Annotated in this window: 20 protein-coding genes and 2 pseudogenes; 12 read left to right on the top strand and 10 right to left on the bottom strand. The window is 57.8% G+C overall.

The window, feature by feature from the left end; genetic code table 11:
* Nucleotides 1-5: 5 nt before the first annotated feature.
* Nucleotides 6-944, top strand: a complete 939-nt coding sequence (locus FP026_RS08055; protein WP_149634084.1) for a cyclase family protein — start codon at nucleotides 6-8, stop codon at nucleotides 942-944.
* A gap of 123 nt (nucleotides 945-1,067) precedes the next feature.
* Here FP026_RS08055 and FP026_RS08050 read toward each other — a convergent pair whose 3' ends face one another.
* A complete protein-coding gene (locus FP026_RS08050; protein ID WP_210247962.1) occupies nucleotides 1,068-2,015 on the bottom strand; it encodes a LysR family transcriptional regulator in 948 nt (315 codons plus the stop codon).
* 144 nt (nucleotides 2,016-2,159) lie between these two features.
* On the opposite strand from FP026_RS08050, the gene FP026_RS08045 reads away from it, so the two are divergent.
* Genes FP026_RS08045 through FP026_RS08035 form a run of 3 tightly spaced genes read left to right on the top strand, consistent with a single transcriptional unit; the run spans nucleotide 2,160 to nucleotide 4,615 of the window.
* Entirely contained in the window at nucleotides 2,160-3,299 is a 1,140-nt protein-coding gene (locus FP026_RS08045) for an epoxide hydrolase family protein (RefSeq protein WP_149634083.1), read from the top strand.
* Nucleotides 3,296-4,204 carry an alpha/beta fold hydrolase gene (locus FP026_RS08040; protein WP_149634082.1) on the top strand — a complete coding sequence of 303 codons (909 nt, stop codon included), beginning with the start codon at nucleotides 3,296-3,298 and terminating at the stop codon, nucleotides 4,202-4,204. Before FP026_RS08045 ends, FP026_RS08040 begins: the two co-directional genes overlap by 4 nt.
* A gap of 18 nt (nucleotides 4,205-4,222) precedes the next feature.
* The gene (locus tag FP026_RS08035; protein ID WP_149634081.1) at nucleotides 4,223-4,615 is read left to right on the top strand and encodes an ester cyclase; all 393 of its coding nucleotides are present in this window, start codon (nucleotides 4,223-4,225) and stop codon (nucleotides 4,613-4,615) included.
* A 385-nt stretch (nucleotides 4,616-5,000) separates the two neighbouring features.
* On the opposite strand, the gene FP026_RS08030 is transcribed toward FP026_RS08035, so the two are convergent.
* Nucleotides 5,001-5,924, bottom strand: a complete 924-nt coding sequence (locus FP026_RS08030; protein ID WP_149634080.1) for a LysR family transcriptional regulator — start codon at nucleotides 5,922-5,924, stop codon at nucleotides 5,001-5,003.
* Nucleotides 5,925-6,053: 129 nt separating this feature from the next.
* On the opposite strand from FP026_RS08030, the gene FP026_RS08025 reads away from it, so the two are divergent.
* Both FP026_RS08025 and FP026_RS08020 read left to right on the top strand, forming a co-directional pair.
* Entirely contained in the window at nucleotides 6,054-6,767 is a 714-nt protein-coding gene (locus tag FP026_RS08025) for an SDR family oxidoreductase (RefSeq protein ID WP_149634079.1), read from the top strand.
* Nucleotides 6,768-6,801: 34 nt separating this feature from the next.
* Entirely contained in the window at nucleotides 6,802-7,785 is a 984-nt protein-coding gene (locus tag FP026_RS08020) for an amidohydrolase family protein (protein ID WP_149634078.1), read from the top strand.
* 184 nt (nucleotides 7,786-7,969) lie between these two features.
* On the opposite strand, the pseudogene FP026_RS08015 reads toward FP026_RS08020, so the two are convergent.
* Nucleotides 7,970-8,150, bottom strand: a pseudogene (locus tag FP026_RS08015) (DUF4334 domain-containing protein); the annotation flags it as partial.
* A 318-nt stretch (nucleotides 8,151-8,468) separates the two neighbouring features.
* On the opposite strand from FP026_RS08015, the gene FP026_RS08010 reads away from it, so the two are divergent.
* Together FP026_RS08010 and FP026_RS08005 are read left to right on the top strand one after the other, a co-directional pair.
* Nucleotides 8,469-12,116 carry a FecR domain-containing protein gene (locus tag FP026_RS08010; RefSeq protein ID WP_149634077.1) on the top strand — a complete coding sequence of 1,216 codons (3,648 nt, stop codon included), beginning with the start codon at nucleotides 8,469-8,471 and terminating at the stop codon, nucleotides 12,114-12,116.
* Nucleotides 12,116-14,098, top strand: a complete 1,983-nt coding sequence (locus FP026_RS08005; protein WP_149634076.1) for a CHASE2 domain-containing protein — start codon at nucleotides 12,116-12,118, stop codon at nucleotides 14,096-14,098. The genes FP026_RS08010 and FP026_RS08005 overlap by 1 nt, the downstream gene beginning before the upstream one ends.
* 177 nt (nucleotides 14,099-14,275) lie before the next feature.
* Here FP026_RS08005 and FP026_RS30940 read toward each other — a convergent pair whose 3' ends face one another.
* From FP026_RS30940 to FP026_RS07985, 4 genes are all read right to left on the bottom strand, one after another.
* A complete protein-coding gene (locus FP026_RS30940) occupies nucleotides 14,276-14,563 on the bottom strand; it encodes a DUF1612 domain-containing protein (RefSeq protein ID WP_432444103.1) in 288 nt (95 codons plus the stop codon).
* Nucleotides 14,564-14,676: 113 nt separating this feature from the next.
* Nucleotides 14,677-15,681 (bottom strand): amino acid ABC transporter permease, encoded by a 1,005-nt coding sequence (locus FP026_RS07995; protein WP_246665284.1) that lies wholly within the window; start codon nucleotides 15,679-15,681, stop codon nucleotides 14,677-14,679.
* A gap of 92 nt (nucleotides 15,682-15,773) precedes the next feature.
* The gene (locus tag FP026_RS07990) at nucleotides 15,774-16,967 is read right to left on the bottom strand and encodes an amino acid ABC transporter permease (protein ID WP_149634074.1); all 1,194 of its coding nucleotides are present in this window, start codon (nucleotides 16,965-16,967) and stop codon (nucleotides 15,774-15,776) included.
* Between the two features lie 96 nt (nucleotides 16,968-17,063).
* The gene (locus FP026_RS07985; RefSeq protein ID WP_149634073.1) at nucleotides 17,064-18,074 is read right to left on the bottom strand and encodes an amino acid ABC transporter substrate-binding protein; all 1,011 of its coding nucleotides are present in this window, start codon (nucleotides 18,072-18,074) and stop codon (nucleotides 17,064-17,066) included.
* 121 nt (nucleotides 18,075-18,195) lie between these two features.
* On the opposite strand from FP026_RS07985, the gene FP026_RS07980 reads away from it, so the two are divergent.
* Entirely contained in the window at nucleotides 18,196-19,218 is a 1,023-nt protein-coding gene (locus FP026_RS07980; RefSeq protein WP_149634072.1) for an ornithine cyclodeaminase family protein, read from the top strand.
* A gap of 75 nt (nucleotides 19,219-19,293) precedes the next feature.
* A complete protein-coding gene (locus FP026_RS07975) occupies nucleotides 19,294-20,205 on the top strand; it encodes an asparaginase domain-containing protein (protein ID WP_149634071.1) in 912 nt (303 codons plus the stop codon).
* Between the two features lie 136 nt (nucleotides 20,206-20,341).
* Here the strand turns inward: FP026_RS07975 and FP026_RS07970 are convergent, their stop codons facing one another.
* Nucleotides 20,342-21,031 carry a helix-turn-helix transcriptional regulator gene (locus FP026_RS07970; protein WP_432444102.1) on the bottom strand — a complete coding sequence of 230 codons (690 nt, stop codon included), beginning with the start codon at nucleotides 21,029-21,031 and terminating at the stop codon, nucleotides 20,342-20,344.
* On the bottom strand, nucleotides 21,012-22,139 hold the full coding sequence (locus FP026_RS07965) for a threonine synthase (protein ID WP_149634070.1): 1,128 nt from the start codon (nucleotides 22,137-22,139) through the stop codon (nucleotides 21,012-21,014). The genes FP026_RS07970 and FP026_RS07965 overlap by 20 nt, the downstream gene beginning before the upstream one ends.
* A 389-nt stretch (nucleotides 22,140-22,528) precedes the next feature.
* Here FP026_RS07965 and FP026_RS30935 point away from each other — a divergent pair, with 389 nt between their 5' ends.
* Nucleotides 22,529-23,080 carry a hypothetical protein gene (locus tag FP026_RS30935; RefSeq protein ID WP_432444101.1) on the top strand — a complete coding sequence of 184 codons (552 nt, stop codon included), beginning with the start codon at nucleotides 22,529-22,531 and terminating at the stop codon, nucleotides 23,078-23,080.
* Nucleotides 23,081-23,295: 215 nt separating this feature from the next.
* Nucleotides 23,296-23,508 (top strand): annotated as a pseudogene (locus FP026_RS07955) (helix-turn-helix domain-containing protein); the annotation flags it as partial.
* A 593-nt stretch (nucleotides 23,509-24,101) separates the two neighbouring features.
* Here the strand turns inward: FP026_RS07955 and FP026_RS30535 are convergent.
* Nucleotides 24,102-24,392, bottom strand: coding sequence for a hypothetical protein (locus FP026_RS30535; RefSeq protein WP_246665283.1), 291 nt, complete (start codon nucleotides 24,390-24,392; stop codon nucleotides 24,102-24,104).
* Between the last annotated feature and the right edge of the window lie 232 nt (nucleotides 24,393-24,624).

Here is a 24,624-nt window from a genome sequence, read left to right as displayed (position 1 = left end):
CGACAATGCCCGATATCAAAAATCCGGCCCTCGGTGATAATTGGTTTCCCTCGCGGTGGGGTGCTGACGATGAACTTGGCGCCGGCAACCTGCTCGGCCCGCACAAGGTGCTTGGGGCTAGCAGGCTCATCAAGACCGGCGAGATGATCTCTCTCGGTTTTCCTTATCGCAGCGGCATGCCGCTGTCGCCAGGGCGAACGTTTGCGCTCAAAATGCCGGGTGGGCCGACAGGAGGTCCGGAAGGCCGGCTCAGTCGCACTGTCTATAACGACGATTTCATTGCTGCCGAAATCGGCCAAGTCGGCACGCATATGGATGCACTCGGCCACCTTGGCGGCGAGATCAGCTATCCTTGCGGCCATTGCGAGGCGCTCGTCTATAACGGCAATAAGCTCTCGGATATTTGGACGCCTTGCGGCCTAAAGAAGCTCGGTATCGAGAAAGCGCCAATTTTCTTCACCCGTGGCGTACTCCTCGATGTCCAGGCGCTGTTTGATGAACCGCTGCGAAATGGATTCGAGATCACTCCAGATCATCTCAATAGCTGTCTAGAGCGCCAAGGAATGGATCGTGACGGCTGGCTCGCGCCCGGGGATGTCGTCCTGATCCGCACGGGCCATGGTTCACGTTTCTTCTCCGAAGCCGAGACCTGGTATGAGGGCGCACCTGGCCTCGGGCTCGCCGCTGCCGAATTCCTGTCAGCGCTCCAGCCGGTCGTGGTCGGAGCCGACAATTTTGCGGTCGATGTCGTCCCTTCGATCGATCCTGACCTGGTCCTGCCTTGCCACCAACACCTGATTATGCGCCACGGCATTTACCTACACGAGGGAATGAACCTCGATGCGCTGGCGGAAAGCGGTCGCTATGAATTTGTCTATGCGTTTGCCCCGCTCAGGATCGAAGGCGCTACCGGCTCGCCAGGTACACCTTTTGCGCTTCTGTAACTAAAACCATGAAACGCCGTCACGCTCTGCAACGCCCCTTTTAAAGACCACGACCCACAGTCAGCAAAATCGGATCCGTTGATGTGAAGGGAATCGAACCGCTGCTACACTCAACTCATAAACTCAAACATCAGGCATTTGAACTGCCGGTTCCGGACGCACCGCCCGACCAGTGCCGAGGAGGTGTGACTTTTCGACGAGGTAATCGACGAAACACCTGACACGCACCGGCATGTGGGCCCCGCCGACAAATACCGCATGGATTTCCTCCACTTCGCCAGGATTGAACTCCTCGAGAAGCGGCACGAGCTCCCCGGACCGAATCGCGTTCTCGACGGTCTGTGTTCCCACGCGCGTAATTCCGACACCCTCTGCGGCGAGTTGCCCCAGCGTCTCGCCGTTGTTTGCCTCTACACTGCCTTTGATGGCCAAAGGATAATCGCGCCCGTCTTTCCGAAACGGCCAGGTTGGGGCGGCTCGCTTGAAGTTGAACCCCAAGCAGTCGTGATCATGAAGGTCCTCTGGAACCTGAGGCCTGCCTCGACGCGCGAGGTATTCGGGGGATGCGACGATCACCTTGCGCGTTTCGCCGAGCTTTCGCGCGGTCAACGCCCCGTCGGTCACGGGACCGAAGCGGATGCCAACGTCCGCTTGCCCGGCGGCGATGTTTACGATCGTGTCTGTGAGGTTGACGTCGAGGACGATGCCGGGATACCGCCGGATGAATTCGCCAAGCAGCGGAACCAGCGACAATCTCCCGTATTGGATGGACGTGGTCACCCGAAGGCGGCCGCGCGGGGAACTCCGGTCAGAGATCATCTGCTCGGTTTCGCGGAGATCCGCGAGAATTCTGCGCGCCGCCGATAGATAGGCGGTGCCCTCCGGCGTAATTGTCAGCAATCGAGTGCTGCGCAGCAGCAGCCGGACCCCAAGCCTTGCTTCGATGCGATCGACGATCCTGGCGACTGAAGATGGCGCAAGACCGAGCCGGCGGCCGGCCGCGGAGAAACTCCCCGCTTCGGCAACTAACGTGAACACCTCAAGATCACCTGTCACTTCCATCTCGCCCATTTGTGCGTCTCGCGCAAAGGATTTTTGCGGAAAGATGGGATACCCACGTCGAAAGAAAAGCCCATCTTTGCGTCTGGTCGAATGATGCAACCTTCCGTTCGTAGGGGTTAACCCGCGGCCGAATAAATTGGAGGGCAAAACAGGATGATTTCGCCATTCAAGATCCACATATCCGATGAACGCCTCGCAGCGATCCGCAGCAAGGTCGAGGCATACGACTGGTCTCAGCTTGCCGATGTCGGTGGCTGGTCGGCAGGGGTCGGTGTGCGTGACCTCAAGCGCCTAGTGGCCTACTGGCTCGACAGCTACGACTGGCGCGAGGTCGAGCAGCGTCTCAATCGACTTCCCAATTTCAAGACTGATGTCGAGGGCGAAGGAATACATTTCCTACATGCCAAAGGCGACGGCTCCAAGTCACCTGTCCTCCTTCTGCATGGTTGGCCGGGTTCCTATCTTGAGTTTGAGCGCCTCATCGACCCGCTCGTAGCGGACGGGCACAACGTGGTCGTCCCTTCCCTCCCCGGATTTGCGTTTTCACAGCCGATCACGGGCGTCATCGGACCACGGCGGGCAGCCGAACTGATGCATGTGCTGATGACGCGGCTGTTTCCAGGCCGCCGTTACGTCGTGCAGGGAGGAGACTGGGGAGCAGGGATCGCAAGTTGGATGGCTTACAGCCAGCCAGACGCCTTGCTCGGGTTCCACCTTAACATGGTCGGGGTCCTTGCCAGGGATGTTGTCCCGACTACCCCGGAAGAGCAGGACCTGGTCAAAAGGCGAGCCGCGATCCTGGACTGGGAGACAGGCTATAATCACGAGCAGGAGACCCGCCCGCAGACGCTGGGGGTGGCGCTTGCCGACAGCCCGGTCGGAGCGGCTGGATGGATATTGGAAAAATTTGGCAAATGGGCCGACCTGGGTACGACGGCAGACGGTAGTCCAGATGTCTGGAGCAAGTTCTCCGAAGATGAACTGCTGACCAACATCATGCTCTACCTGGCACCGTCATCGGTTGTCACTTCGACCTGGATCTATCACGGCAAGCGTCTGGAGGGATCGCAGACATTTCCGGAAGGCACCCGCATCGAGGTCCCAATGGGCGTAGCTGCGTTCCCCGATCCGGTATTCCTGCCTCCACCCAGATCGCTTGCCGAAAAGACCTACAACGTCGCTCATTGGAGCGAGATGCCGAAGGGCGGCCACTTCGCAGCCCTCGAGCAACCGGACCTGATGCTCGCGGACCTGCAGGCGTTCATCGCAAGGGTTGAGGGAGGCAGGCCTTGAGCGCGGCGAACGGAACAGCCACTAAAACCGTCGAGACGGGCACTCTTTCCATCGGTTACCTTGAACACGGAGCGCCCGACGGGTGGCCAGTCGTTCTATCGCACGGATTTCCATACGACGTGCACGCATTCGATGAAGTCGGCCGGATCTTGGCGCAGGCCGGAGCGCGGGTCATCGTACCCTATACTCGGGGCTTCGGACCGACGCGGTGCCTGTCGGACGAAACGCCTCGCAGCGGACAGCAGGCCGCCCGTGGCCTTGATATCGTCGAACTGATCGACGTGCTTGGGATCAAGCGGCCCATTCTTGGGGGTTTCGACTGGGGCGGAAACGCCTCCTGCGTGGCGGCAGCCCTCTGGCCGGGACAGATCGGCGGCCTGGTTTCCTATGCTGGCTACGACATCATTGACGTCAACGGGCAACGGCTCCCTGTGGCGCCTGCATTGGAAAAAGTCTTCTGGTATCAGCACTTGTTCCAGACGGAGCGCGGACGCGAGTGCTTGTCGCAACACCGCCGGGATCTGTGCCGGATTCTATGGAGCGAGTGGTCTCCCGGCTGGCAGTTCGATGATGCCACGTTTGCCCGGTCAGCCAATGCGTTTGAAAATCCTGATTTCGTGGACGTCGTGATTAGCTGCTATCGGCATTCTTTTGGCCTCGAGGCCGGTGAGATGGCAATGCAGGAGTTCGAGGCCAGGCTGGCCCAAAAGCCTGCAATCGCAGTGCCGGCGGTAACCATTGACGGGACCAACGACCCCCTGAAGCCCGGTGGGACGTCGCACCATGCAAAAATGTTTGTCGGGTTTCACGAACATCGCGTCGTCGACGCCGGACACAACGTGCCGCAGGAGCAACCCGAGGAGTTCGCGCGCGCTGTCCTGAGGGTCCACGAGCAGATCAATTGAAGCCCAAGGAGGAATGAGATGACGGCCCCACTTTCGGAATTGTATCAAGAATACATCGATTGCCTGAACACCCGGGACTGGGACAACCTGGCGAACTACGTCGATACCGATGTCGCCTACAACGGTAAGATCGTCGGATTTGATGCATATCGACAGGCGCGGGAGAAAGAGGCTCATGAGATTCCCGACCTGTACTACAAAATCCACATCCTGGTTTCCGACGACAATACGGTGGCGAGCCGCCTCGAATTTGACATCAGCCCAACCGGCGAGTTTCTCGGCCTTCCCGTCAATGGCCAGCTCGTGTCGTTCTGCGAAAATGTCTTTTACGAATATAACCGCGACAAGATCGGCCAGGTATGGTCTGTGCTCGACAAAGCCGCGATCGAGGCTCAGCTTTTCCTAAGCTAAACCGGGCCGACTGTGACTAGGCTTTCCGGGAACGATGCCCCTGGCATCAAGTGTCACCGATGGAATCATTGGGTTCCTCTTGGTCGACGACCGACGCTCCACACCCAACCTCTTCCGGTATCGCTTCAGAGCATGGTTCACCTGCTGTCAATAGGAGGTATATCGAAACAGGCTGCCTCATCCCGCTCTTTACTGACGTGCAGCTCGGTGAACGCCCGATGTGGCTCGTCAATTGTCGCGATCGACGCATGACGCCGCGACTGAGCAGCTTCCTCTTCTGTCGTTTTGTATTCAATCGCAAGACTCCGTATCCACAAGGCAAGGCCGCATCGGCTGACTGTGGCGATCTACTTTAATGTCTCGCCAACCAAACTGTCCTAGTAGTTCAACCCCTCGGCCCGGTCTCTAGCATTGTTCGACACGTTGCGATAAGCTTCTGCCTTAGCCAGCGGTGTTCCGGATCAGCATCGAGGCGAGGATGCCACATAGCGCTGATCGTCACTTCTGGCGTGGACACGGGCAGTGCGAAACTTTGAAGGCGTTTTTCCCTCGAATCGACATCTCCAAGGCACAGGCTCGGTACAAGAGCGATCAAGTCGGAATGACGAGCGACGTTTAGTGCATCGGAAAAGCTGGGCACGACAGCGAGGATGTCGCGCTGAAGACCGAGCTCGAGAAGCGCGTCGTCTACTGGGCCATGCCACAGACCTCGGCGCGAGGTCACGACGTGTCCATGAGAAACGTAACGTTCGGGCGTCACCGGCTCGTCCAGGAGCGGATGATTGGATCGCACTACTCCGATAAACCGATCCCGGAACAGGAGATGGCTGCGGACTTCAGGCGCGGATGAGCCTGTCGTGCCGATATCCAGATCGATTGTCCCCTGCCGCAGAGGCGCTGTGTCTTTATCGGGTTTCGGCGCGAAGTGCAGACGCACGCGTGGAGCTTCTTTAGCGACGACCGCAATTATTGCGGGGGCGAAAAGAGCTACGAACCCTTCATTTGCGCGGATTGTAAATACCCGTTCCAGCTCGCCAGGATCCACGGGAACGAGGACTGGCGTCAACACTGATTGGGCTTCCTGGACCAGAGCGTGTAACCGCCCGGCCAGCTGCTCGGCGTGGGGCGTCGGCACCAGCGATCGTCCGGCTTGGACCAGGATGGGATCACCGGTTGCGTCTCGTAGCCGGGCAAGCGTTCTGCTCGTCGCGGATGGACTGAGGCCAAGACGCTTCGCAGCTGCCAGCACACTGCATTCTTCGAGCAGCACATCGAGCGCGATTAGCAGGTTGAGGTCGATCTTCTTCATTCCGCCGTTATAGGCACGTGCCGGCCTCGTGCAAAGCGTTTGGTGCACTCGTTGTTTGCATCTGGTGCGTCTGGCGCGTTGGGTTCAGGTTCTTATCTTCAAGCCGAAGCGATCAAAAGGAGCACCGAGATGACCGAGTCTCTAAATCAGCAAATTCATCGCGTCCTGCTCGCCGGCGCCTCACGCGGGCTCGGACATGCGATGGCTGCCGAGTTCGTGAAGAAGAATTGGAAAGTTGTCGGAACGGTGCGTGAAAACGGTCGGACTGAGCTTACCGATCTCGCGAACAGCTATCCAGATCTGGTGACGATCGAACGCCTCGACATTACCGATCCAGATCAGATTGCCGCTCTGCGCGATAGGCTTTACGGTCGCGCGTTCGACATCCTCTTCGTTAATGCGGGGACCGCCAACCGTAACCAAGGCGAGACCATTGCAGAAACCTCGACCGAGGAGTTTGTACGGGTCATGCTCACCAACACGCTTGGCGTCATGCGAACCGTTGAAGGTTTGCAGGACCTGGTGCGCCCAGCCGGCTTGATCGGCGTCATGTCATCGGGTCAGGGCAGCATCGCCAACAACGAGAAGGGCGGGCACGAGGTTTACCGGGGCAGCAAAGCCGCTCTCAACCAGTATATGCGCAGCTATGCCGCTCGCCACGCCGATGGCGCGCGGGCGCTGGTGCTAATGGCGCCCGGCTGGATCCGCACAGATCTCGGCGGCACGGAAGCACCCCTCAGCATCGAGGAGACTATTCCCGAACTGGTGGAGACGCTCCTTGCGCAACAGGGTACGAGTGGCCTTCGCTTCATTGATCGCCATGGAAAGACAGTGCGCTGGTGAAACCTGAGACGATGACGCGTGAAAGGAAATCGACATGAAGCTGATCGGCATCGAGGAGCATTATCTGACAACCGACGTCCGTGCTGCCTGGGAGGCAGCCGCGCTCGCTGCCACCGATCCAAGTGTCGCGATCTATTCTGACGAGATCGAGCGTCGTCTGCTCGACCTTGCCGATCAGCGGCTGGCGCTGATGGATGAGACCGGCCTCGATGTCCAGGTTCTCTCGCTCACAACGCCGGCGCTACACGAGATCGGGTCGAAGGATGCTGAACTCGCGCGTCGTGCCAATGACGCCGTGGCGGAAGTGTGCGCCCGACATCCCGATCGGTTTCAGGCCCTGGCAACACTGCCGATGGGATCACCCGACGAAGCTGCGTTGGAACTAGAACGATGCGTTGCAAGCCTCGGCTTCAAGGGCACGATGCTGTGCGGTCGCGTCGGAGACCGGAATTTGGATCACCCTGACCTCTCACCGGTTTTAGAGTGCGCGGCGAAACTCGGCGTGCCGATCCTACTGCATCCCCGCACGCCGCCCGCGGCAGTTCGGTCGGCTTATTATTCGGGGTTCGCACCATACGTGGATGCAGCATTCGCAACATTCGGCCTTGGCTGGCACTACGACGCCGGCATCCAGTTCATCCGCCTTATATTGGGCGGCACTTTTGATCGCCTACCCAGCCTGCAGGTCATTCTTGGCCACTGGGGTGAGGTGGTGCTTTTCTATGCCGAGCGCCTGGCGGCGATGGACCGGGTGTCATCGCTGAAGCAGCCAGTCGCCACCTATCTGCGGCACAACCTGTATGTCACGGCCAGCGGCATGTTCAGCCGCGACTATCTCGCACGCGCTGCAGCCATCGTCGGAACGGATCGGCTCTTGTTTTCCACAGACTATCCGTATCAATACCGTCAAGGCGGAGACGCGCGACGGTTTCTCGCGAACTGTGGATTGGATGCGGAAAGTAAAGCAGGCTTTGCCCACGGAAACTGGGAGCGATTGATTGAAAGCACCGCTTCCTAGGGGCTGAAGCCGTCCTGACGTCAGGGATGCCTGACAAGTAGCACCTAATAACATCACGGGCGTGCCGCGGCATAGGCGTAATGCAACTCGGTTTGCCCCTTCCCGCTATGTGCTCTTGAGGGATCTGAACCCGATACCAGCAATCTTCCAAGAAGCTATCTAGATGATGTATGGCCGAGCGGTTTCAGGGCTCGTCGCGCTCAAGTTCAAGGAAATAAATCCGCTCATCACCCCTGATCGTCATGGCGCCCGATGATCCTCAGCTCATCGAGGTGGCGAAAATGATCGACGATCGGTTGATCGTCATAGACCATGGCGACGCTTTCGACACCGTCAAACGGCAGGGTTTTCAGGGCTGCGACCGGTTCGAACTGATTGATGTCGAAAGACAAGGTGCGCAAGATATTCAGCTGCTCAGCGTATTGAGCCTGTTGCGAACGATCATTTGTATAGGGCTTGATGAATCACGACTGGACATGCCGACGGTTCGCTACCTTCAGAACCATTGAGCCAATATAAGATAATAAGCATGCCAGATTAGTTGCATAACAACTCACTTTTCCCTCTTATCTTCAAGTGTTTTTCGCCGTTACACTTCCATGGCAAAGAAAAGCCACCCCTCGTCGCACTTGACTTTTTCAACCATAGACAGACAAATCCTTGCAGTGTGCGGGAGTAGACTTATGAGATACGTGTGTGGGCGCGCGGCGATCGCGTTCATTGCCTTGTATTTGACGCAGGAAGCGGCGGCGGAGCCTGTGCGGCGGGCTGCTCAACCTGCCGGTTCGGTGATCGATCACAAGATGGGCGAGGAAGTCCGCTTCGTCGACCTGTCCAACTGGCAAGGTGTCGCGCTCTACCAGGATCTGCTTGGTGGCGACCTGTTGCGCACCAATGCCAGCGGCCAGCTTGCGATCCTTTTCGCCGACCATACCCAGGTTCGACTAGGCCGAAACTCGGCACTGCAGGTTAAGCAGATGGGCGCCACCGGCGACACGATCCTTAATCTGCAATCCGGCACCATGTGGGCTCGAGCCCAGCGCGGCGGCCAGGGCCTGACCGTGGAGACGCCGGCGGCCGCTGCCGCTATTCGCGGTACAGACTGGACGCTGACGGTCAAAGGCGATCAGACCTCGCTGATCGTGCTGGAAGGTCGTGTGGAGTTCAAGAACGCGCACGGCAGCGTCGAGGTCGCCCAAGGCGAGGCCGCTGTTGCCAGAATCGGCCAGGCGCCGCGTAAACTGGTAATCGTAACGCCCGACGACCGCGAGCAGATGCTCTTCTATCTGACACTGCGCAGTGGCTTCACCTTCATGCCCGCCTCACCCTTGCCGATCCGCGAGATGCGCTCTAAGCGCGACCGCATCGAGGCGAAGGCACCGGGTGCCAGAAAAGCGGAGGAATGGCTGACCCTCGCCGAAGCGCAAATGTCGCTCGATGGTCGGCGGAAGGCGCTGGAATCGCTTGCAAAGGTTCGCACGCTCAAGCTCTCCGCCACCGAGCGTGCACGCGCCGATCTGATCGAAGCATTGATCGCCGGTGCCGCAAAGCGCTACGACGAAGCCGCAAGATTATTTTCGCGGGCGGAACCCGCGCTCGATCCACAGCGCCGCAGCATCGCCGCCTATGGCGGTTATTACGCGCGCTCGTTGCGCGACCCCAACCACGCGGAAAAACCACCTGCCAACATTAATGGTCCTTATGCTGCCATGATGAAGGCCTATACGGCCGGCTTTCTCGAAGACATTCCCGCCGCGATCAAAACGATCAAGGAGGCGGAGGCACGCTATCCGACGGATTCGCGGCTACCAGCCGCGCGCGCACAGCTTGCAATATTAATCAACGATCAGGCCCAGATGCGCGAGGCGATCGAACGATCGCTTTCGATCGATCCGCTGGATCCCGACGGACTGCAGGCGCGCGCCCGTCTGCGCACGGACTTCGAAGGCGACCTCGATGGCGCGCTTGAAGACCTTAACAACGCGCTCAAAATCGCCCCAGGTTCCTCGATGGTCTGGAACGATCTCGGTTTGCTGCAGGACGCCCGCGGCGCCAGCCGAGAATCCGAAGCAGCCTTCAAGACGGCGATAGAGCTCGATCCCGACGACCCGATCAGCCACGCAAATCTTGCAGTTTTCTATCTCGATCAATCGCGCATGAAAGAAGCCAAACGCGAGATCGACCTGGCGTTGGCCACCGACCCCGCATTCGACGTCGCCCTGCTCGCACGCGGGCGTTATTATCTGCAGACGGGTGAGATGGATAAAGCGATCGACGATCTGCTCGCCGCCTCAACTGCCAACCCAGGCTATTCGCAAGCGCAGTTGATGCTTGCGGCGGGACATTACGAAAAGGGTGAGTGGGATCCGTCAAACCAGGCTCTCGACAACGCCGATCGGCTCGACAAGAACGATCCCGTTATCTCATCTTTTCGGACGGCCGTGGCGATCGATGACTATGATGCGGATAGAGCGATCCGAAATGCTCAGGAATTTCTGAGGCGTTCGAAAGCTCGCGGCGGCGACTATGGCTCGCTCGGGGCTAATCAAGATGCCGGTTCGACGCTGAACAATGCATTCCGCTTGCAGGGACTCAATGCTTGGGGTCGATATTATGGCGATGCGGTCTTCGATCCATTCGTCGGCAGCGGCTACGTCGACCAGTCGATCCGCGGGAATATCAGGCCCTTCGCCAATGCAGAGGTCTTCGATGACGAAATCGATCCCTTCAAGCTCAGCCCGAACAGCTTCTCGGCGCTGCTGCAGGGACTGCTGCTGGACCCGCATATGCTTTCGGGCCGATCGCGCTCGGCCAACCTCCTGAGGCGTCCGTTTCTGGAAGGTTCGCTTGGTGCGGGCATGATGCATTCAGCAGACGATAATAAGCTCATTGGCGAAGCTGAAATTCAAGGCTTCGCCAACGAACCCTTCCCGATCAGCGGCTTTGCGAACATCACTTGGGATCAAATCCCAACGGCTGGCCAGGACCAATCGTTCGCCGGAGGTCTGTTTGGGCCTAACACATTCAGCGGCGATATTCGAACCCTGTCTGGCAACGGATATCTGACCGCCACCCCCAACCCCGATGACCGCGTCGTTCTCTATGCAAATCGCTCCGACAGCAAAGTCGGTCGTGATTTGGCGTTTCCGCTGGCAACGTTCGAGCAAAACGGCAATGCGGACAACAAGACGACGGCCGCGGGCCTCGGCTGGAGCCATACGTTCGGCTACCGCGATGTCATGAATGCGGCAGTCTTCTACACGGACATGGATCAGAACCTGACCCAATTGTTCGGCCCGCCGCCGATATTGGAGCGAACCGCGAAGGCTTCGCAAAGAAACTACGTGGCCGCCGTCAACCACCTCTATGGCGACGGCGATCTGACATGGCGCTACGGTGTGGAAGGCGGGTTCGTCGAGCTCAAAGCTTCGGATGAAATTTCGGGTACAGCGATATCGGCTCCCGCTGATGAAAGGATCGACATAGGGCGCGCCTATGTCGATCTCATCCACGAGATCAACCCACAGGTCAAAGCGGAATACGCTCTCTTTGGCACGCTTATGGACAGCGAAACGACAGACGTCAAACGCCTGGAACCCCGCCTCGGGGGAGCCTGGGCGCCGGCGGAGGGTCAATGGCTGAGGGCGGCGTTCATGCGCGAGAGCTTCGACTTCGGTTCGCCGACGCTCTCACCGATCGGCGTCCTCGGCCTGCAACCGTTTCAGCCGCTTCTCGGCGCCAACGGCTACGCCGATACGGTCGCGCTGCAATGGGATGCCCAGTGGACGGATTATTTATTCACGAGCCTCGACTATCAGCACCAGGAAATTCGCGATCTGAATTTGGCGTATCCGGCCAGCGCGCCGTTCATCTTCCCGTTTACATTTGGCACCAATATCGACGACGGTCGCATTGATCGGGTCAGCGCGACAACAAACATTGCCCTGGGCAACGGTTTCGGAATTTCGGCAACTGCGGCCTATGCGGATTCAAGGGATAATGATCCGACAAGCCCGACATTCGGGAGATCGCTGCCCTATGTGCCGAACAACTCCGGCCAGCTCACCCTTACATGGGTGAACGAGGCCAACGTTAAGATCACCGTGGCAGCGAACTATACCGGCGAGCGTCAAGGCATCGATCCATTTCTAGGCAGCGTCCGTCTCGATGACTATTGGACACTCGACGCCAATCTCATTTGGGAGCCACTCGACAAGCGCTTTGCGCTCGAGGTCGCGGCCTTCAACCTGCTCGACAAGGGCTTCGAGATATCACCGGGTGTCGCAGGTTGGGGCCGTGCCGTAAAGGGTACGCTCAAAGTGCGGTTCTGATGAAAACGGTTTCCACATTCGACCCATCTTCACGCGTTTCTGCCTGGCTATTGGGCAGGCGCGGTCTTCGGCTGCTTATGTTGGTTGTCGCGACACTGATCGGAATCTCGCTGCTTTCGCGCCTGCCGGCCTGGCCGTTGCTGGAACTCAAGTCCTTCGACTATCTATCGACGATCGATAGTTCGCAGCCGCCGGATGGCGGACCGGTGATCGTGGCAATCGACGAACCATCTCTCGCAGTCATCAATGCGCAATGGCCATGGCCGCGCAGCCTGCATGCAGAGCTGATCCGGCGATTGCGTGCAGCCGGCGCGAAAGCGGTTGGCCTTGATATCATCATGGCAGAGCCTTCGACGGCCGAGCATGACGCGGAGATCACTGCCGCCGTCGGTCCGGACGTCGTGCTCGCAGGCGATGAAACGCTGATTCAGACGCCGCAGGCCGATCAGCTCGTGCGGGCCACGCCGCTTCCGCAGCTGACGGCAGCCGGTGCACATACAGGCATTGCGTCGATCGAGCTTGGAGGCGACGGCGTCTTCCGCACCATTCCGCTCTACGAGGATGGCTTTGCCATCACCCTCCTCCGGGCAACCGGCGACGATGCGGCACCAATTCCACAAAACGCAATGATCCAATCCTTTGGAGCGGCACGCAGCTATCCGACTGTTTCCTACTACCAGGCGCTCGATCCCGAAAACTTCCTCCCGGCAGGTATCTTCAAGGATCGCGTCGTGTTGATAGGCCTTAGCCTTCAGAACGCACCTGAGATCGACAAGGGTGGTGCCGACGCTTTCGCGACACCCTACACGATGCACACAGGCAAACTCACTGCCGGCGTCGAGATTCAGGCGACAATCTATGACAATCTCCGCCGGAAGGTTGCGATCGCTCAGACAGGCCCTGCGCCATTCGTAGGCTCCATTCTGCTTGCAGCCTTGCTCGCCGCGGCAACAGTGTGGAGATCGACCGGGTGGCTTACTCTTGCCGCAGCGATCGTCGCAATCTTCGTTTTTGCCGCTCTCTGCTATGCCGGTGTCCGGTTCGGCCACTTCTTCGTTTCGCCGCTCGGGCCAACCGTTGCTTATGCCACGGTGGCGTTTGGCCAAGCCGCGCTTGACTTTGCGGAAGAGCGCAGAAACAAGCAGCGGATTACCAGGGCTTTCTCACACTATATTTCACCCGACCTCGTCAAGAAACTGTCGGACGACCCCTCGCAGCTGAAGCTCGGCGGAGAGAGACGCACGCTTTCAGTCCTCTTTTCCGATGTGCGCGGTTTTACTGCGATCGCGGAAACCATGAAGGACGATCCGGAGAAACTTACCGGTCTCATCAATCGGCTGCTAACGCCCCTGTCGGACATCGTCACGGATCACGGTGGAACGATCGATAAATACATGGGTGACTGCATCATGGCCTTTTGGAACGCTCCGCTCGACGATCCCGAGCATGCACTCCATGCAGTCAAAGCATCGATCGCGATGCAAGCAGCGATCGCAGGGCTCAACAAGCAGCTCGAGGAAGAGGCAAAAGCAAGCAGTGCGCCGTTACCCATGCTGAAAATGGGGGTCGGCATCAATACCGGCGACTGCGTCGTCGGCAATATGGGTTCAACCCGGCGTTTCGACTACTCCTGCCTCGGTGATGCGGTCAATCTGGCGTCACGCTTGGAAGGTGAATCTAAAAACTATGGCATTGCTCTTTTGCTCGGAGAGGAAACGGCGCGCCTTGTGAACAGGTTCTACACCGTTATCGAGCTGGATCGGATTATCGTCAGAGGACGAACCGCCCCATCGCCGATCTTCACGGTCGTGGAAGACATTCATCCTGACGCCTTGAAACTTCACAACGCTTTCCTTGTGGCCAAATACAACAAGACTCTGACGTCTATCGATGAGCGCTTCGAAAAACTGAAGATAGCGATACCCCACCTCCAGCCATATTACGCCATTATGCAGCGTGAAATTGCGTCGTTAGGAGACTAATGGCTGATCTTCGCACAAGCACAGCAGATAACGATTGAGATGCTAGAGGCGGTCTGTGACTATGGGCTAACAGTCGAGATTTAAGCGGGACTATTTGCTCTTGAAAGGATCCGAACCGACGACCCTGCTGTTATGAAAAGACTTAAACCTCAAATTTTTCAATAACTTATATCGAATTTACCTCGACGGAATGACGGATTTGAGGTGGAAAGAAGACCGACAGGTTATGGAAAGCGAGACCCACCAAAGCAGACAGCCGAACCATTTCTTTGCATTTCTCATCATCCGGCGGCGATCGACGGGAATGGTTTTGAGCCCGAGATTGGTCCCCGCCAGATGCGCCGCAGTAGTAACCACGGCGTGCCGCAGAATCGACGGGGCAAACAGTCGCCCGAGCCGGGCGCATGCTGCAGCACAGACGATTTGTTCTACGCAATCCAAATGAGTTGCTGTTTGGATCGTCATGATCATCTCGGTGTTTATCAGGAATTGAAACCTGTCCGCGGTGGTGCCGCGCGACTGAAGGAATGTCGGCTAAGTGTCAGTATGTTCGGCGTCGCTGACCGGTACGCGCCTGTTCAATGGCGCACCGACTTTGCAAGGCGACGTTCCACGAGCAGGCTTATGTGGGACATGTAAAAGCAGAAGAAGAAGTAGATGAGTCCGGCAAACAGATAGGCTTCGACGTAATATGGACGCCAGGCGATATCGAGGATGGCGGTTCTGGTTGTGTTCAAGAGATCGAACAATCCCACTATGATCACAAGCGTCGTGTCCTTGAACACCTCGATGAATGTATTAACCAAGGGGGGGATGACGATCCGCAGAGCCTGCGGCAGGACGATGAGGAACGTCGTCTTCCAATATCCCAGGCCAAGGGAAGCAGCCGCTTCGAACTGACCCGGCGGCACAAGTTGCAATCCACCGCGAACGACCTCGGCGATGTAGGCAGCGGTAAACAGAACGATGGCGATCATCGCTCTCTCGAGACCACTGATTACCATGCCGGCCGGCAGGAAAAGCGGAAGCATGATCGAGGACATGAACAGAACGGTAATAAGCGGTACGCCACGGATCGTCTCAATGTACACGATACAGATGGTCCGCAGTGATCGGATTGGAGAGCGTCGGGCCAGAGCTAGCGCAATTCCGAGCGGCAGGGCCGCAAGGACGCCAACAATCGACAGCGCCAGGGTCAGCGGCAACCCGCCCCATTTGTCCGGCGAGATGAAGTCGAGACCCAACGTGCCACCAGACATCAGGCCAAAGAAGAGTACCAGTACCGCTGCCCACAGGACGAACAATCCTCGCCCCCAAAACTCCGAGCGCGAGCTGACGAGTGTTGCGCCAATGAAGGCGGTAACGCCGATCGCAGGTCGCCAATGTTCTTCAAAGGGATATGATCCGAACAGAATGTAACGAAACTTGGTCGCGACGACGGACCAGCATGCACCCTGGCCATTCAGGGTGGCACACGCCGAAGCATCGGTTCCCCATACGGCGTGCAAAATACCCCAGGACAGAAGAGACCATGCGAGCCGCGCCACCACCATCGCAACCGCGATGGTCATCGCGGAATTCATCGGACGAGCTCCGACGGCGAGAGCCATGCGCCGCGACCAATTCATCGATGGAGGTTCCGTTGCCTGGGCCTGGCGTGGTTGATTAATTGCACTCATCGCTGCACCAGGGCCATTCGCTTGTTGAAGAGGTTAAGAGCCAGGGAAATCCCGAGGCTGATGATAAGGTAAGTGCCCATAAGGATACCGATTCCCTCGATCGCCTGCCCTGTCTGATTTATGATCGTGTTAATGATTGACGCCAAATCCGGGTAACCGATCGCGACAGCCAAACTCGAGTTCTTCATCAGACTGAGATATTGGCTGGTCAACGGCGGTACGATTGCCCGAATGGCAAGGGGAAGAATGACCAGCCGCAGGATCGTGAACTCGTGAAGGCCGAGTGCCCGTGCAGCCTCGATCTGCCCCTTCTGAACCGAGGAAATTCCTGATCGGACGATTTCTCCGATGAGTGCGCTGGTATAGAGTGTCAGGCCGATGATCAGGGTGGCTAGCTCCGGCGACAGAGACAGCCCGCCGACAATTCGGAAGCCCGCCTGCTTTGGCCATTCCAGCGAGAGCTCCGTGCCGCTATAGACCTTGGATAGGATCAGCAGCAGGGCGACTGCCGCAACGCTCGGCAAGAAGACGGGCATCTGGGAACCTGTGCGTTGCTGCCGTTGCCTGCAAATCCATCGCCATGCGAAGGCCGCCAGGATACCTGCGGCCGTCCCGACATAGAACCATCCGAAACCGGTTGAACTTGCCATCCAAGGTAGAAATAGGCCCCTATTGGTGAAGAGAGCAATCCCAAGCACGGGTGTTGCTTCGCGCAGACCTGGAAACGATATCAAGATCAGCGCATACCAAAACATCAGTTGGAGAAGGAGGGGCGTATTTCTGAACAACTCAACGTAAGCCTGGGCGAGCTTGGATAGGGGCCGGTTTTGCCCCAGGCGAAGGATACCAATCACTGTACCGAGAACAGTGGAAAACACGATGGTGAGGCAAGACACGAAAAGCGTATTGAGCAGACCAACCACAACGGCGCGCCCATAGCTGGCCTGCGCATCATAGGCGATGAGAGACTCGGATATTCCGAAACCCGCCTGTTTGCCCTGCAGAAAGGCAAAGCCACCGGTGATGTTCAGCCGCGCGAGATTGGACGAGACGTTCTTCACCACGAACACGATGAAGAGCGCCAATGCGACATAGATTATGGCATCGTACAGGAAATAGCGGTAGCGCGGTCCAGCAGTTGCAGACCTGACTTTTCCTGAAAAAACGCCCGTTTGTTGCCTATCAACCATCGAGTGATATCGCCCTGCTTGATCTTGAATCGTGCGCCTTGCGCATGCCGCGGGAGTGCACGCTCAAAGAAAGCCTCCGAGCGCGCTCACTTTTTATTAGATGAAAGGCGGCGAATACATCAGGCCACCATCGGACCAGAGCTTGTTGAGCCCGCGTTCCAGCTTGAGCGGCGTGTCCGGACCCACGTTGCGATTGAAGATCTCACCATAGTTGCCGACTTGCTTGATGACGTTGTAGCCCCACTTGTCATCGAGGTGGAGAGCCTTGCCCATACCCGGAACGACACCGAGCATGCGCTGGATTTCCGGGTCGGTGCTTTTCAGCATCTCGTCGACGTTCTGCGAGGTAATACCCTTTTCCTCCGCGCTGAACAGCAGCCACACGGTCCAGTTCACTATATCGAGCCACTCGTCATCGCCATGGCGAACTGCCGGCGACAGCGGCTCCTTGGAGATCGTTTCGGGGAGAATGACGTACTCGCCCGGATCGCTGGCCTTGGACGCACGAGAAGCAGCCAACGAGGATTTGTCTGTCGAATAGGCGTCGCAGCGACCCGTGAAGAATGCCTGTTCGATATTTGCCTGACTGTCGATGACGATCGGCTTGAGCGTGATACCGACCTTGCGCGCATAGTCCTGAATGTTCAATTCGGCGGTCGAGCCCGGCTCGACGCAAACGCTCGCGCCGTCCAGACCTTTTGCCGAGGTCACGCCGAGCGAAGACTTCACCATAAAGCCCTGACCATCATAGAATGTCGCGGGGCCGAAGTTGAGCCCGAGGTCGGTATCGCGCGAAAGCGTATGGGTCGAGTTGCGAGACAGAAGATCAACCTCGCCGGACTGGATTGCCGGAAACCGCTGCGACGAAGTAAGCGGCACGAAAGTTACCTTGGTCGCGTCGCCCAGAACGCCTGCGGCAACGGCGCGGCAGACGTCGACATCGAGGCCTTTCCAGCCGCCCTTGCCATCGGGTGCCCCAAAGCCAGCCAAGCCTGTCGACACGCCGCAACGGAGCGTGCCGGCGCTTTTCGTTTTATCCATTGTCGGACCAGCCGATGCCACAGATGCGATCCCGCACAGGCCGAGCGCTAGCAACCACATTTTCATGAGACGATTCCCCTTTTTTGAAATGCAGCGGCGTTCTTGCTGCGCTGCAATACTAGACATATCATCCAATTTCAGATATTTTGGCAAGCATTATTTTTCATCACTTTTACAGGATGCCTAAATGTTACCCATTGGCTTGGCTGCCACCCAAACTAAACTTCCGACGCCCAAGCCGTGCGATGCCACACTTCTCACTCTTTCTGGCCCACAGGTTCAGCCGCTCTTGAACCCGGGTGACGTGCTTGAAGCGGTGAGAGAGGCGTTCGTGTTACATAGCGAGGGAAAAGGCCGCGTCTTTCCCGTTGTCCGGGAGCGCCTCGATACGGGTGGAATCTTCGGCATCAAGTCGGGTGACGTGCAGAGCGAGGCGCTTCTCGGATTTAAGGCCGCAGGCTTTTGGCATTCCAACAGGATCGTCGGCGGAGAACCTCACCAGGCCACCATCATGCTTTTCGACCCGGCGTCAGGAAGGCCCACATGCATTGTTGATGGCAATGCCATCACCACGGCGCGCACGGGGGCGGCAGGAAGGCTAGGCATTGAGACACTGGCTCGCGCCGACAGCAAGCGCATTTGCGTCTTTGGGACCGGAGTTCAGGCTCGCGTGCAACTCGATTTGGCGTTGGATCTCTTGAGCCAAACTAAGACCGTGAGATACGTCACATCTCATGGCAATCCCGACGCCAACTTCGAGGCTGCCTTCGCAGGGCGTTGCGCGCTCATCCACGCAACGGATCCCGATGAGGCGGTGTCTGAGAGCGATATCGTGATCACGGCGACGCCTGGTGGTGGGCCTCTCTTCTCGGCGGATGCGGTCAAGCCGGGGACCCACATCAATGCAGTGGGTGCCGACACAAGGGGCAAGCGCGAACTAGCCGAGGGAATTTTGCAGCGAGCGAGGCTGTTCGTCGACGATCGAGAGCAGAGCCGGCAGATCGGTGAAGGCCAATGGGGACGTGGTGTAGGCGAAGAAGTCGAGATCGGAAGCATTCTGACCGGCGACGTGGTCATCTCCCGCAAGCCAGATGACATCACCATTTTCGACATGACGGGCTTGGCCCTTCAGGATCTTACAGTCGGACGAATGCTGTATCAACGGGCGATTAAAGGTGGACATGGCACCCAAATCGCTTGGCCATGGTGATCTCGATCTTGCTATATGCGGTCCAGCGCTGATCGGGACGAGACACTCAAAATAGATATCCAAAGGCAGACTGAGATGAAAATAGGGCTTCTGAACTGTGGTGGCACGATCACGGAAAACTATCAACCCGACGGGACGATCAAGCGGTTGCTGGCACGCGATCTGGTCGTCTTGGATGGCACCACCGAATGGATCGGATATGACGTCGACCCTGTCGATAGCTGCGACCTCAACTTCACTTCGATTTGCCGTGCACGCGATGTCATGCGGCAGGATCGGGAGAGCGAGGCCTTCGTGCTTTGCTGTGGCACTGATGCGATGGAGGACGTTGCCTATGCAGCCGCTCTCCTCTTAGACCGGGACCGACCGGTCGTCCTGACCGGTGCGGCAATTCCTGGAGGCGACGCCAATGCCGATGGACCGCGTAATCTGAAGGACTCCGCAAAACTTGCGAAAGCCATGCCACGCGGCTCTGCCCCACTCGTAGCCTTCGCCGGCCGGATTTTCGACCCCGTCTCGATTGTGAAAGTCTGGCCTCAGGCCATCCAGCCGTTCGGCCCGGACACAGCGCTTCGTGGCTCGATTGACGCCGATATTGTCTCACTCACGGGCTTCTCCACGGTTGCGGACGCTTATACGGACCTTGATCTCGCCGATCTGGACGCTCGCGTTGCGATTGTTGCGGAGACATTTGGCTCGATCGTTGGCTTCCCTGACATTTCGGGCCTGGACGGGATTGTGCTGGCGGGAAAGGGCGCCGGCGGCTTCTCGGCGCAATCCGAACAGCGCTTGAGCGAAGCAGCCCGGCATATTCCGGTCGTCCTGTCGACACGCTGTGCCCAAGGTATCCGGGTGAACCCCACGGCGACGAAATACGCATACAATCACGCGCACGGTCTTGGCATGATCACGGCCGGGTACGATGGCTTGAACGCTTCGAAGGCACGCATTCGCCTAATTGCTGAACTCGGCCGAGCAAGCCGATAACCGCCCAACAGGAGAAGAGTGGCTTCGGCTCGAAAGCCGGAGCTCTCTCCGGGCGCACCAAACGGTAGGTCGGACATGTTCGACGAAATTGGATTGGACGCAAATCCGCTCGGACGTGTCCGCGGCTCTACAACGCCTACTTCGCGTCGGTATAGACGGTGGCTCGGGATACGCCGATATGCGCCGCGATGACGTCCATCGAGCGCCTGATGTTCAGATGACCGGAATCTCTCAACTCACGGAGCAGAACGCGGCGGTCCTCCGCTTTCAGTGCTCGTGGCGTCGTGGATAATCTGGCCGCGAACTCATCGATTTTGCTGCGTATCGCATTCGGGCCCGCCGGCACCAGCGATTCCCGATTGGGGCTTGCGCCATCAACCGATCCGAAAGCCTGGAGGACCGATTGAAGCCCCTGGAAAATGCTCAGATCGATGTTGAGGCACAGCGCCGCGACGTATCGGCCGTTCGCATCTTTGATGCCGATTGACGTACTTTTTGCCTGACGGCCATCCGCGAACTGGTTGGCGTAGTTTGCGATTACCTGCGGATAGTCGGGATCAGCGATACGCGCGAGGCCGAGCTCGGTTGCCGGATCGCCGACATTGCGGTCAGAAAGATTGTTATGGATGGAATGTATCGCGTGTTTGGGATCGCGCAGATCGTGCAAGACCACTTCGCAGAATGGCGCGAAGGTCTCGGCCAGTCCCTCAGCGATCTGATCGAGTTGGCTGAAGATCGCGTCTATTTCGTTATGGTTTGCCATTCCCTCGCCTGCTATGAACCGCCCTGCGCTACCAAACCTTCGTTCATTCAAAGATTTCTGCAATCACCTGAGCACTTTTAATGCCAGTTCCCGTTAGAATCACCACAGTATTTTCGCGTTGATCGATCATCTTGTCGCGAATGAGGTAATCCAGGGCCGCGGCTGCCGTCGCCGAGGTCGGCTCCGCAAGGAGCCCCGCCTTCCCGAGCTTCTTCAAGGCCACGACGATGTCTTCTTCGGAAACGGCAACAGTCGAGCCACCCGTCTGGCGAAGAGCATCGACAATCTGGCGCAACCGAAGCGGCGCCTTGATTGCCGTTCCTTCCGCGAGCGTCTTCCTAATTTCTCTTTCAACTGGACCGTCGACATCTGCCTTAAAGCTTGCGTCGATCGGCGAGCAATTGAGAGGCTGAGAAGCAAACAAGCGCGGCAATCTGTCGATCTGTCCCGCGGCCTTCAATTCCTGGAAGCCAATGTAGCAGCCGAGCAGCGTGCTTCCCGCGCCCGCTGGCGCGATAATGTTATCGGGAACTGAGAAGTTGAAATCTTCCCACAGCTCGTAGGCAAAGGATTTCGTGCCCTCCAAAAAGAACGGCTGCCAATTGTGGCTGGAGTAGAAGACCTCCTTGGACTGGCGGATCGCCATTGCCTGAGATTCCTCGCGCGGACCATCGACGAGCTGGATTTCTGCGCCGTAGGCTCGGACCTGAGCGATCTTGGCGGGCGACGTGTAGGACGGGGCGAAAATCTTGACGCGCATCCCGCCAGCAGCACCATACGCTGCGACCGATGCACCGCCATTGCCAGAGCTATCCTCAAGAACCGCGTTGACACCTAGCTGCCTCATTGCAGACAGCATGACCGTCGTTCCGCGATCCTTGAAGCTCGAGGTTGGGTTGAACCACTCCAGCTTGAAGCACGGTCGAAAATCTCCCCAGTGACCTTGAACCAACGGCGTGCACCCTTCGCCCAACGATATCGCCGCCGAAATTTCGAGAGGAAGCGATGCCCTATAGCGCCATAGAGACCGCGTATCACGCTCTATCTCATCGCGCGAAATGCCGTTCTGCGGCGTGATCATTAGTGGGGTCTGTTCGTCTGAACACCACCGGGGAATCTCCAGCGGATATATGCGACCGGTGAGTGGATCAATATATGTCGCCTTGGTCATTGTCCTATACCCACGCTGGAATTCACCACATTCGTCCATTTGGACGAATAATACGATATTGTACATTTTGTAAAGCAATATAACGTGAAGAAACGTTCCCCCAGCGGCTGGGTCCAATTACGGCGACCGCGCCGAAACTGTTAGATTAGCGGTTGAACAGGAAAGGTCAGGTGACCCGCAAGGCAGTTCTAAACTGAAATCATTGAACGCGCTTCTACGCGAGAGGTGTTGTGAGTCTCTTGAAGTAGTCGAGCGTAGGAGGCTAGAGCAACTAATCACAGGCGTCGCCTTGCTCTTGAAGGGATCAGAACCGATGACGAGATTGTTGCGAAAGCCAACCTTCTGAATTTCCCCGACCGACACCGCATGTTGGCAAGGGACAGCCTCCCGTGCTTGAGCACGTCGAAACGCTGGCGATGCACCGGCTCGACGGCGTGCTCGTCGAGGAACGGCGCGCGCTCCAGGCCGAGTTCGCGACGCGGCGGCCACGAAATGTAAATCTTCGCGCGGAGAATGCAGAGCTTTGCTCGGAAAACACCGGCCTCAAGGTCGAAAATCAAAAAACGAGCTATGCCCCTGGCGTGTCGTCGCTTCGAGTGATTTTTGCAGATGTCGCTAAACCACCTGTTCCAGCCAGCCACTTCGCTGGAACTTCCCTGGCCCGCGCGGGTTCTCCTTGCCACAGAAGAAGGAGGAACATCATGACCGACGAACTAAGTGCTGGCTTCACAGGAACACCCGCAGAACCACCGACAGGTGTCCGGAAGGTCACAAAGGATGCCAAGGACGCTGTTGTCCGTGAGAGCACCGCGGTGGTCGCCGGCGCTGCTGAGCATCCGCACACAGCAACCGGGATTGTCCTCACCATCGGCGCCCTCGCCTTCGCGATTGGCTACGTTCTCGGGCGCGATGCGTCGTCAGATAATTCTCGATGGTGGTGATAGGGACTACTGGCGCGCGCCGAGCGCCAATCGCGTCGCGGCACATCGTGCGAACTCGTTGATCTCGCCTCGCTCGAAAGAGCGGTACGTCAACCGGTCAACCTCTCCCCGGCTGTCATTACACTCCTTGGATGCCATAGCTAGATTGTCGGGCTGGTCGGATCCAGATGCGCTGGCAACGTCTTTGGATATCTTTGAGACTAAAGGATCATGAAATGCTGTCTGGCAGGCAGATTTCGGCCGCTCGAGCGCTCATCGGCATGTCGCAAGCAACGCTCGCTCGCGCTGCGAATATCTCCGTGCCGACGCTGAAACGCATGGAGGAAAGCGAAGGCGCTGCCGGTATGCGGAATGATGTTGCCGCAGTCCGCGCGGTCCTCGAAACAGCTGGCGTGACATTCCTCGAGGTCGGCGGCGTTGCGTCGGGTCCCGGCGTCTCAGTGCGTACGGGGGGCGGTGCTGTGATGGATATGGACGAAAATGAAGTTGTCCAGTACCCCGAGAACTTAGAGAACGACGCGCCGCCCGGCGCCGGTGGCTAGGCCCGGGCTTGACCGCTTAAGCTCCCCGCAATAGCCTTCATCTGCAGCCGAAAAATACGCAAGCACACGTCCACACCGAGGGAGACATAACAGAGCTTTCCGGCGTGCGAGCGCCGTCGGCAACAGACGTGATCGGTTGTTTGGTTGGTACTATGAGGATGCTGCTTTTTGAAAACGACAACCCACAACCAAAAAAATCGGATCCGTTGATGTGATGGGACACGGACTGGCGACCCTCGTTTTCCGGCTGTAACCGTAAGGTGGTTACTATCTTCAAGCGAGAGATTGATCCGGCCGCGCCACCCATCTTCTCCGCCAATTGCGATATGTTCTGTATTAGGTGTGGGCCACACAATCTGTGAGGACAGACATCAGGGGGCGAACCTTTTGCCACCTCGATCGAGGCGGAGTCTTGCAGATGAAGCGGCGATACGTAATAACGTATCCCTACGCCAAACCGATCGCAATGCTGGCGAGGCTCAAGATCCTTCTTCAACGCGACGCCGCATAAAGTATTGGCAATGCCAGAAACTAGTTCCGAAGATACCCAGCGGTTTCCTGAGATCAAAGACCGAGGAGATTTCCAACTCGCCGCGGTTCAAGCGCATGATCTTGCGAATCGAGGCTTCAGTATTTCGGTTTTCGCGGCCATGCTTTTGCTGGCCGCTCTGATTGCCAATACCTTTGGCCTGAGTGCAATCTGGATCGCATTCTTCTGCACTAACGCAGCCGCGCTTATCGTTTTTGGAATTGGGCTTCAGTCTGCCCACGACATAGCGCGCTGGCGTCGCGAGCAGGCCGGACTTGCCAGCATACCGCTGGGACGATCTCAGAAATGGCTCGTTGCCGTCGTCACCTCGCCATGGACGACCGAGGACACTAGAGAACCGGATCGGTTTGATCGATGGAGCGGGAGCGTGTTCCTCGCGGGGCAATCATTTGCGTCACGCGTAGGCGCCCGCCCGCTCTGGATCTTCTGTCTGGCCCTCGTCGCATGTTTGA

It is taken from the genome of Martinezella tropici (assembly GCF_008370325.1).
GTDB lineage: Bacteria > Pseudomonadota > Alphaproteobacteria > Rhizobiales > Rhizobiaceae > Rhizobium > Rhizobium tropici_B.
Note: the sequence above shows the minus strand (reverse complement) of the source record. Positions and strands in the feature narration are given on the sequence as shown.

Excerpts from the sequence above, each read along its gene's own strand:
- FP026_RS07990 (WP_149634074.1), bottom strand. The coding sequence starts at position 16,967 with ATGGTTGATAGGCAACAAACGGGCGTTTTTTCAGGAAAAGTCAGGTCT.
- FP026_RS07975 (WP_149634071.1), top strand. The coding sequence starts at position 19,294 with ATGAAAATAGGGCTTCTGAACTGTGGTGGCACGATCACGGAAAACTAT.
- FP026_RS30940 (WP_432444103.1), bottom strand. The coding sequence starts at position 14,563 with ATGACGATCCAAACAGCAACTCATTTGGATTGCGTAGAACAAATCGTC.
- FP026_RS07980 (WP_149634072.1), top strand. The coding sequence starts at position 18,196 with ATGTTACCCATTGGCTTGGCTGCCACCCAAACTAAACTTCCGACGCCC.
- FP026_RS08020 (WP_149634078.1), top strand. The coding sequence starts at position 6,802 with ATGAAGCTGATCGGCATCGAGGAGCATTATCTGACAACCGACGTCCGT.
- FP026_RS08010 (WP_149634077.1), top strand. The coding sequence starts at position 8,469 with ATGAGATACGTGTGTGGGCGCGCGGCGATCGCGTTCATTGCCTTGTAT.
- FP026_RS08035 (WP_149634081.1), top strand. The coding sequence starts at position 4,223 with ATGACGGCCCCACTTTCGGAATTGTATCAAGAATACATCGATTGCCTG.
- FP026_RS08050 (WP_210247962.1), bottom strand. The coding sequence starts at position 2,015 with ATGGGCGAGATGGAAGTGACAGGTGATCTTGAGGTGTTCACGTTAGTT.
- FP026_RS08055 (WP_149634084.1), top strand. The coding sequence starts at position 6 with ATGCCCGATATCAAAAATCCGGCCCTCGGTGATAATTGGTTTCCCTCG.
- FP026_RS08005 (WP_149634076.1), top strand. The coding sequence starts at position 12,116 with ATGAAAACGGTTTCCACATTCGACCCATCTTCACGCGTTTCTGCCTGG.
- FP026_RS08045 (WP_149634083.1), top strand. The coding sequence starts at position 2,160 with ATGATTTCGCCATTCAAGATCCACATATCCGATGAACGCCTCGCAGCG.
- FP026_RS07995 (WP_246665284.1), bottom strand. The coding sequence starts at position 15,681 with ATGAATTCCGCGATGACCATCGCGGTTGCGATGGTGGTGGCGCGGCTC.
- FP026_RS08030 (WP_149634080.1), bottom strand. The coding sequence starts at position 5,924 with ATGAAGAAGATCGACCTCAACCTGCTAATCGCGCTCGATGTGCTGCTC.
- FP026_RS07965 (WP_149634070.1), bottom strand. The coding sequence starts at position 22,139 with ATGACCAAGGCGACATATATTGATCCACTCACCGGTCGCATATATCCG.
- FP026_RS07985 (WP_149634073.1), bottom strand. The coding sequence starts at position 18,074 with ATGAAAATGTGGTTGCTAGCGCTCGGCCTGTGCGGGATCGCATCTGTG.
- FP026_RS08025 (WP_149634079.1), top strand. The coding sequence starts at position 6,054 with ATGACCGAGTCTCTAAATCAGCAAATTCATCGCGTCCTGCTCGCCGGC.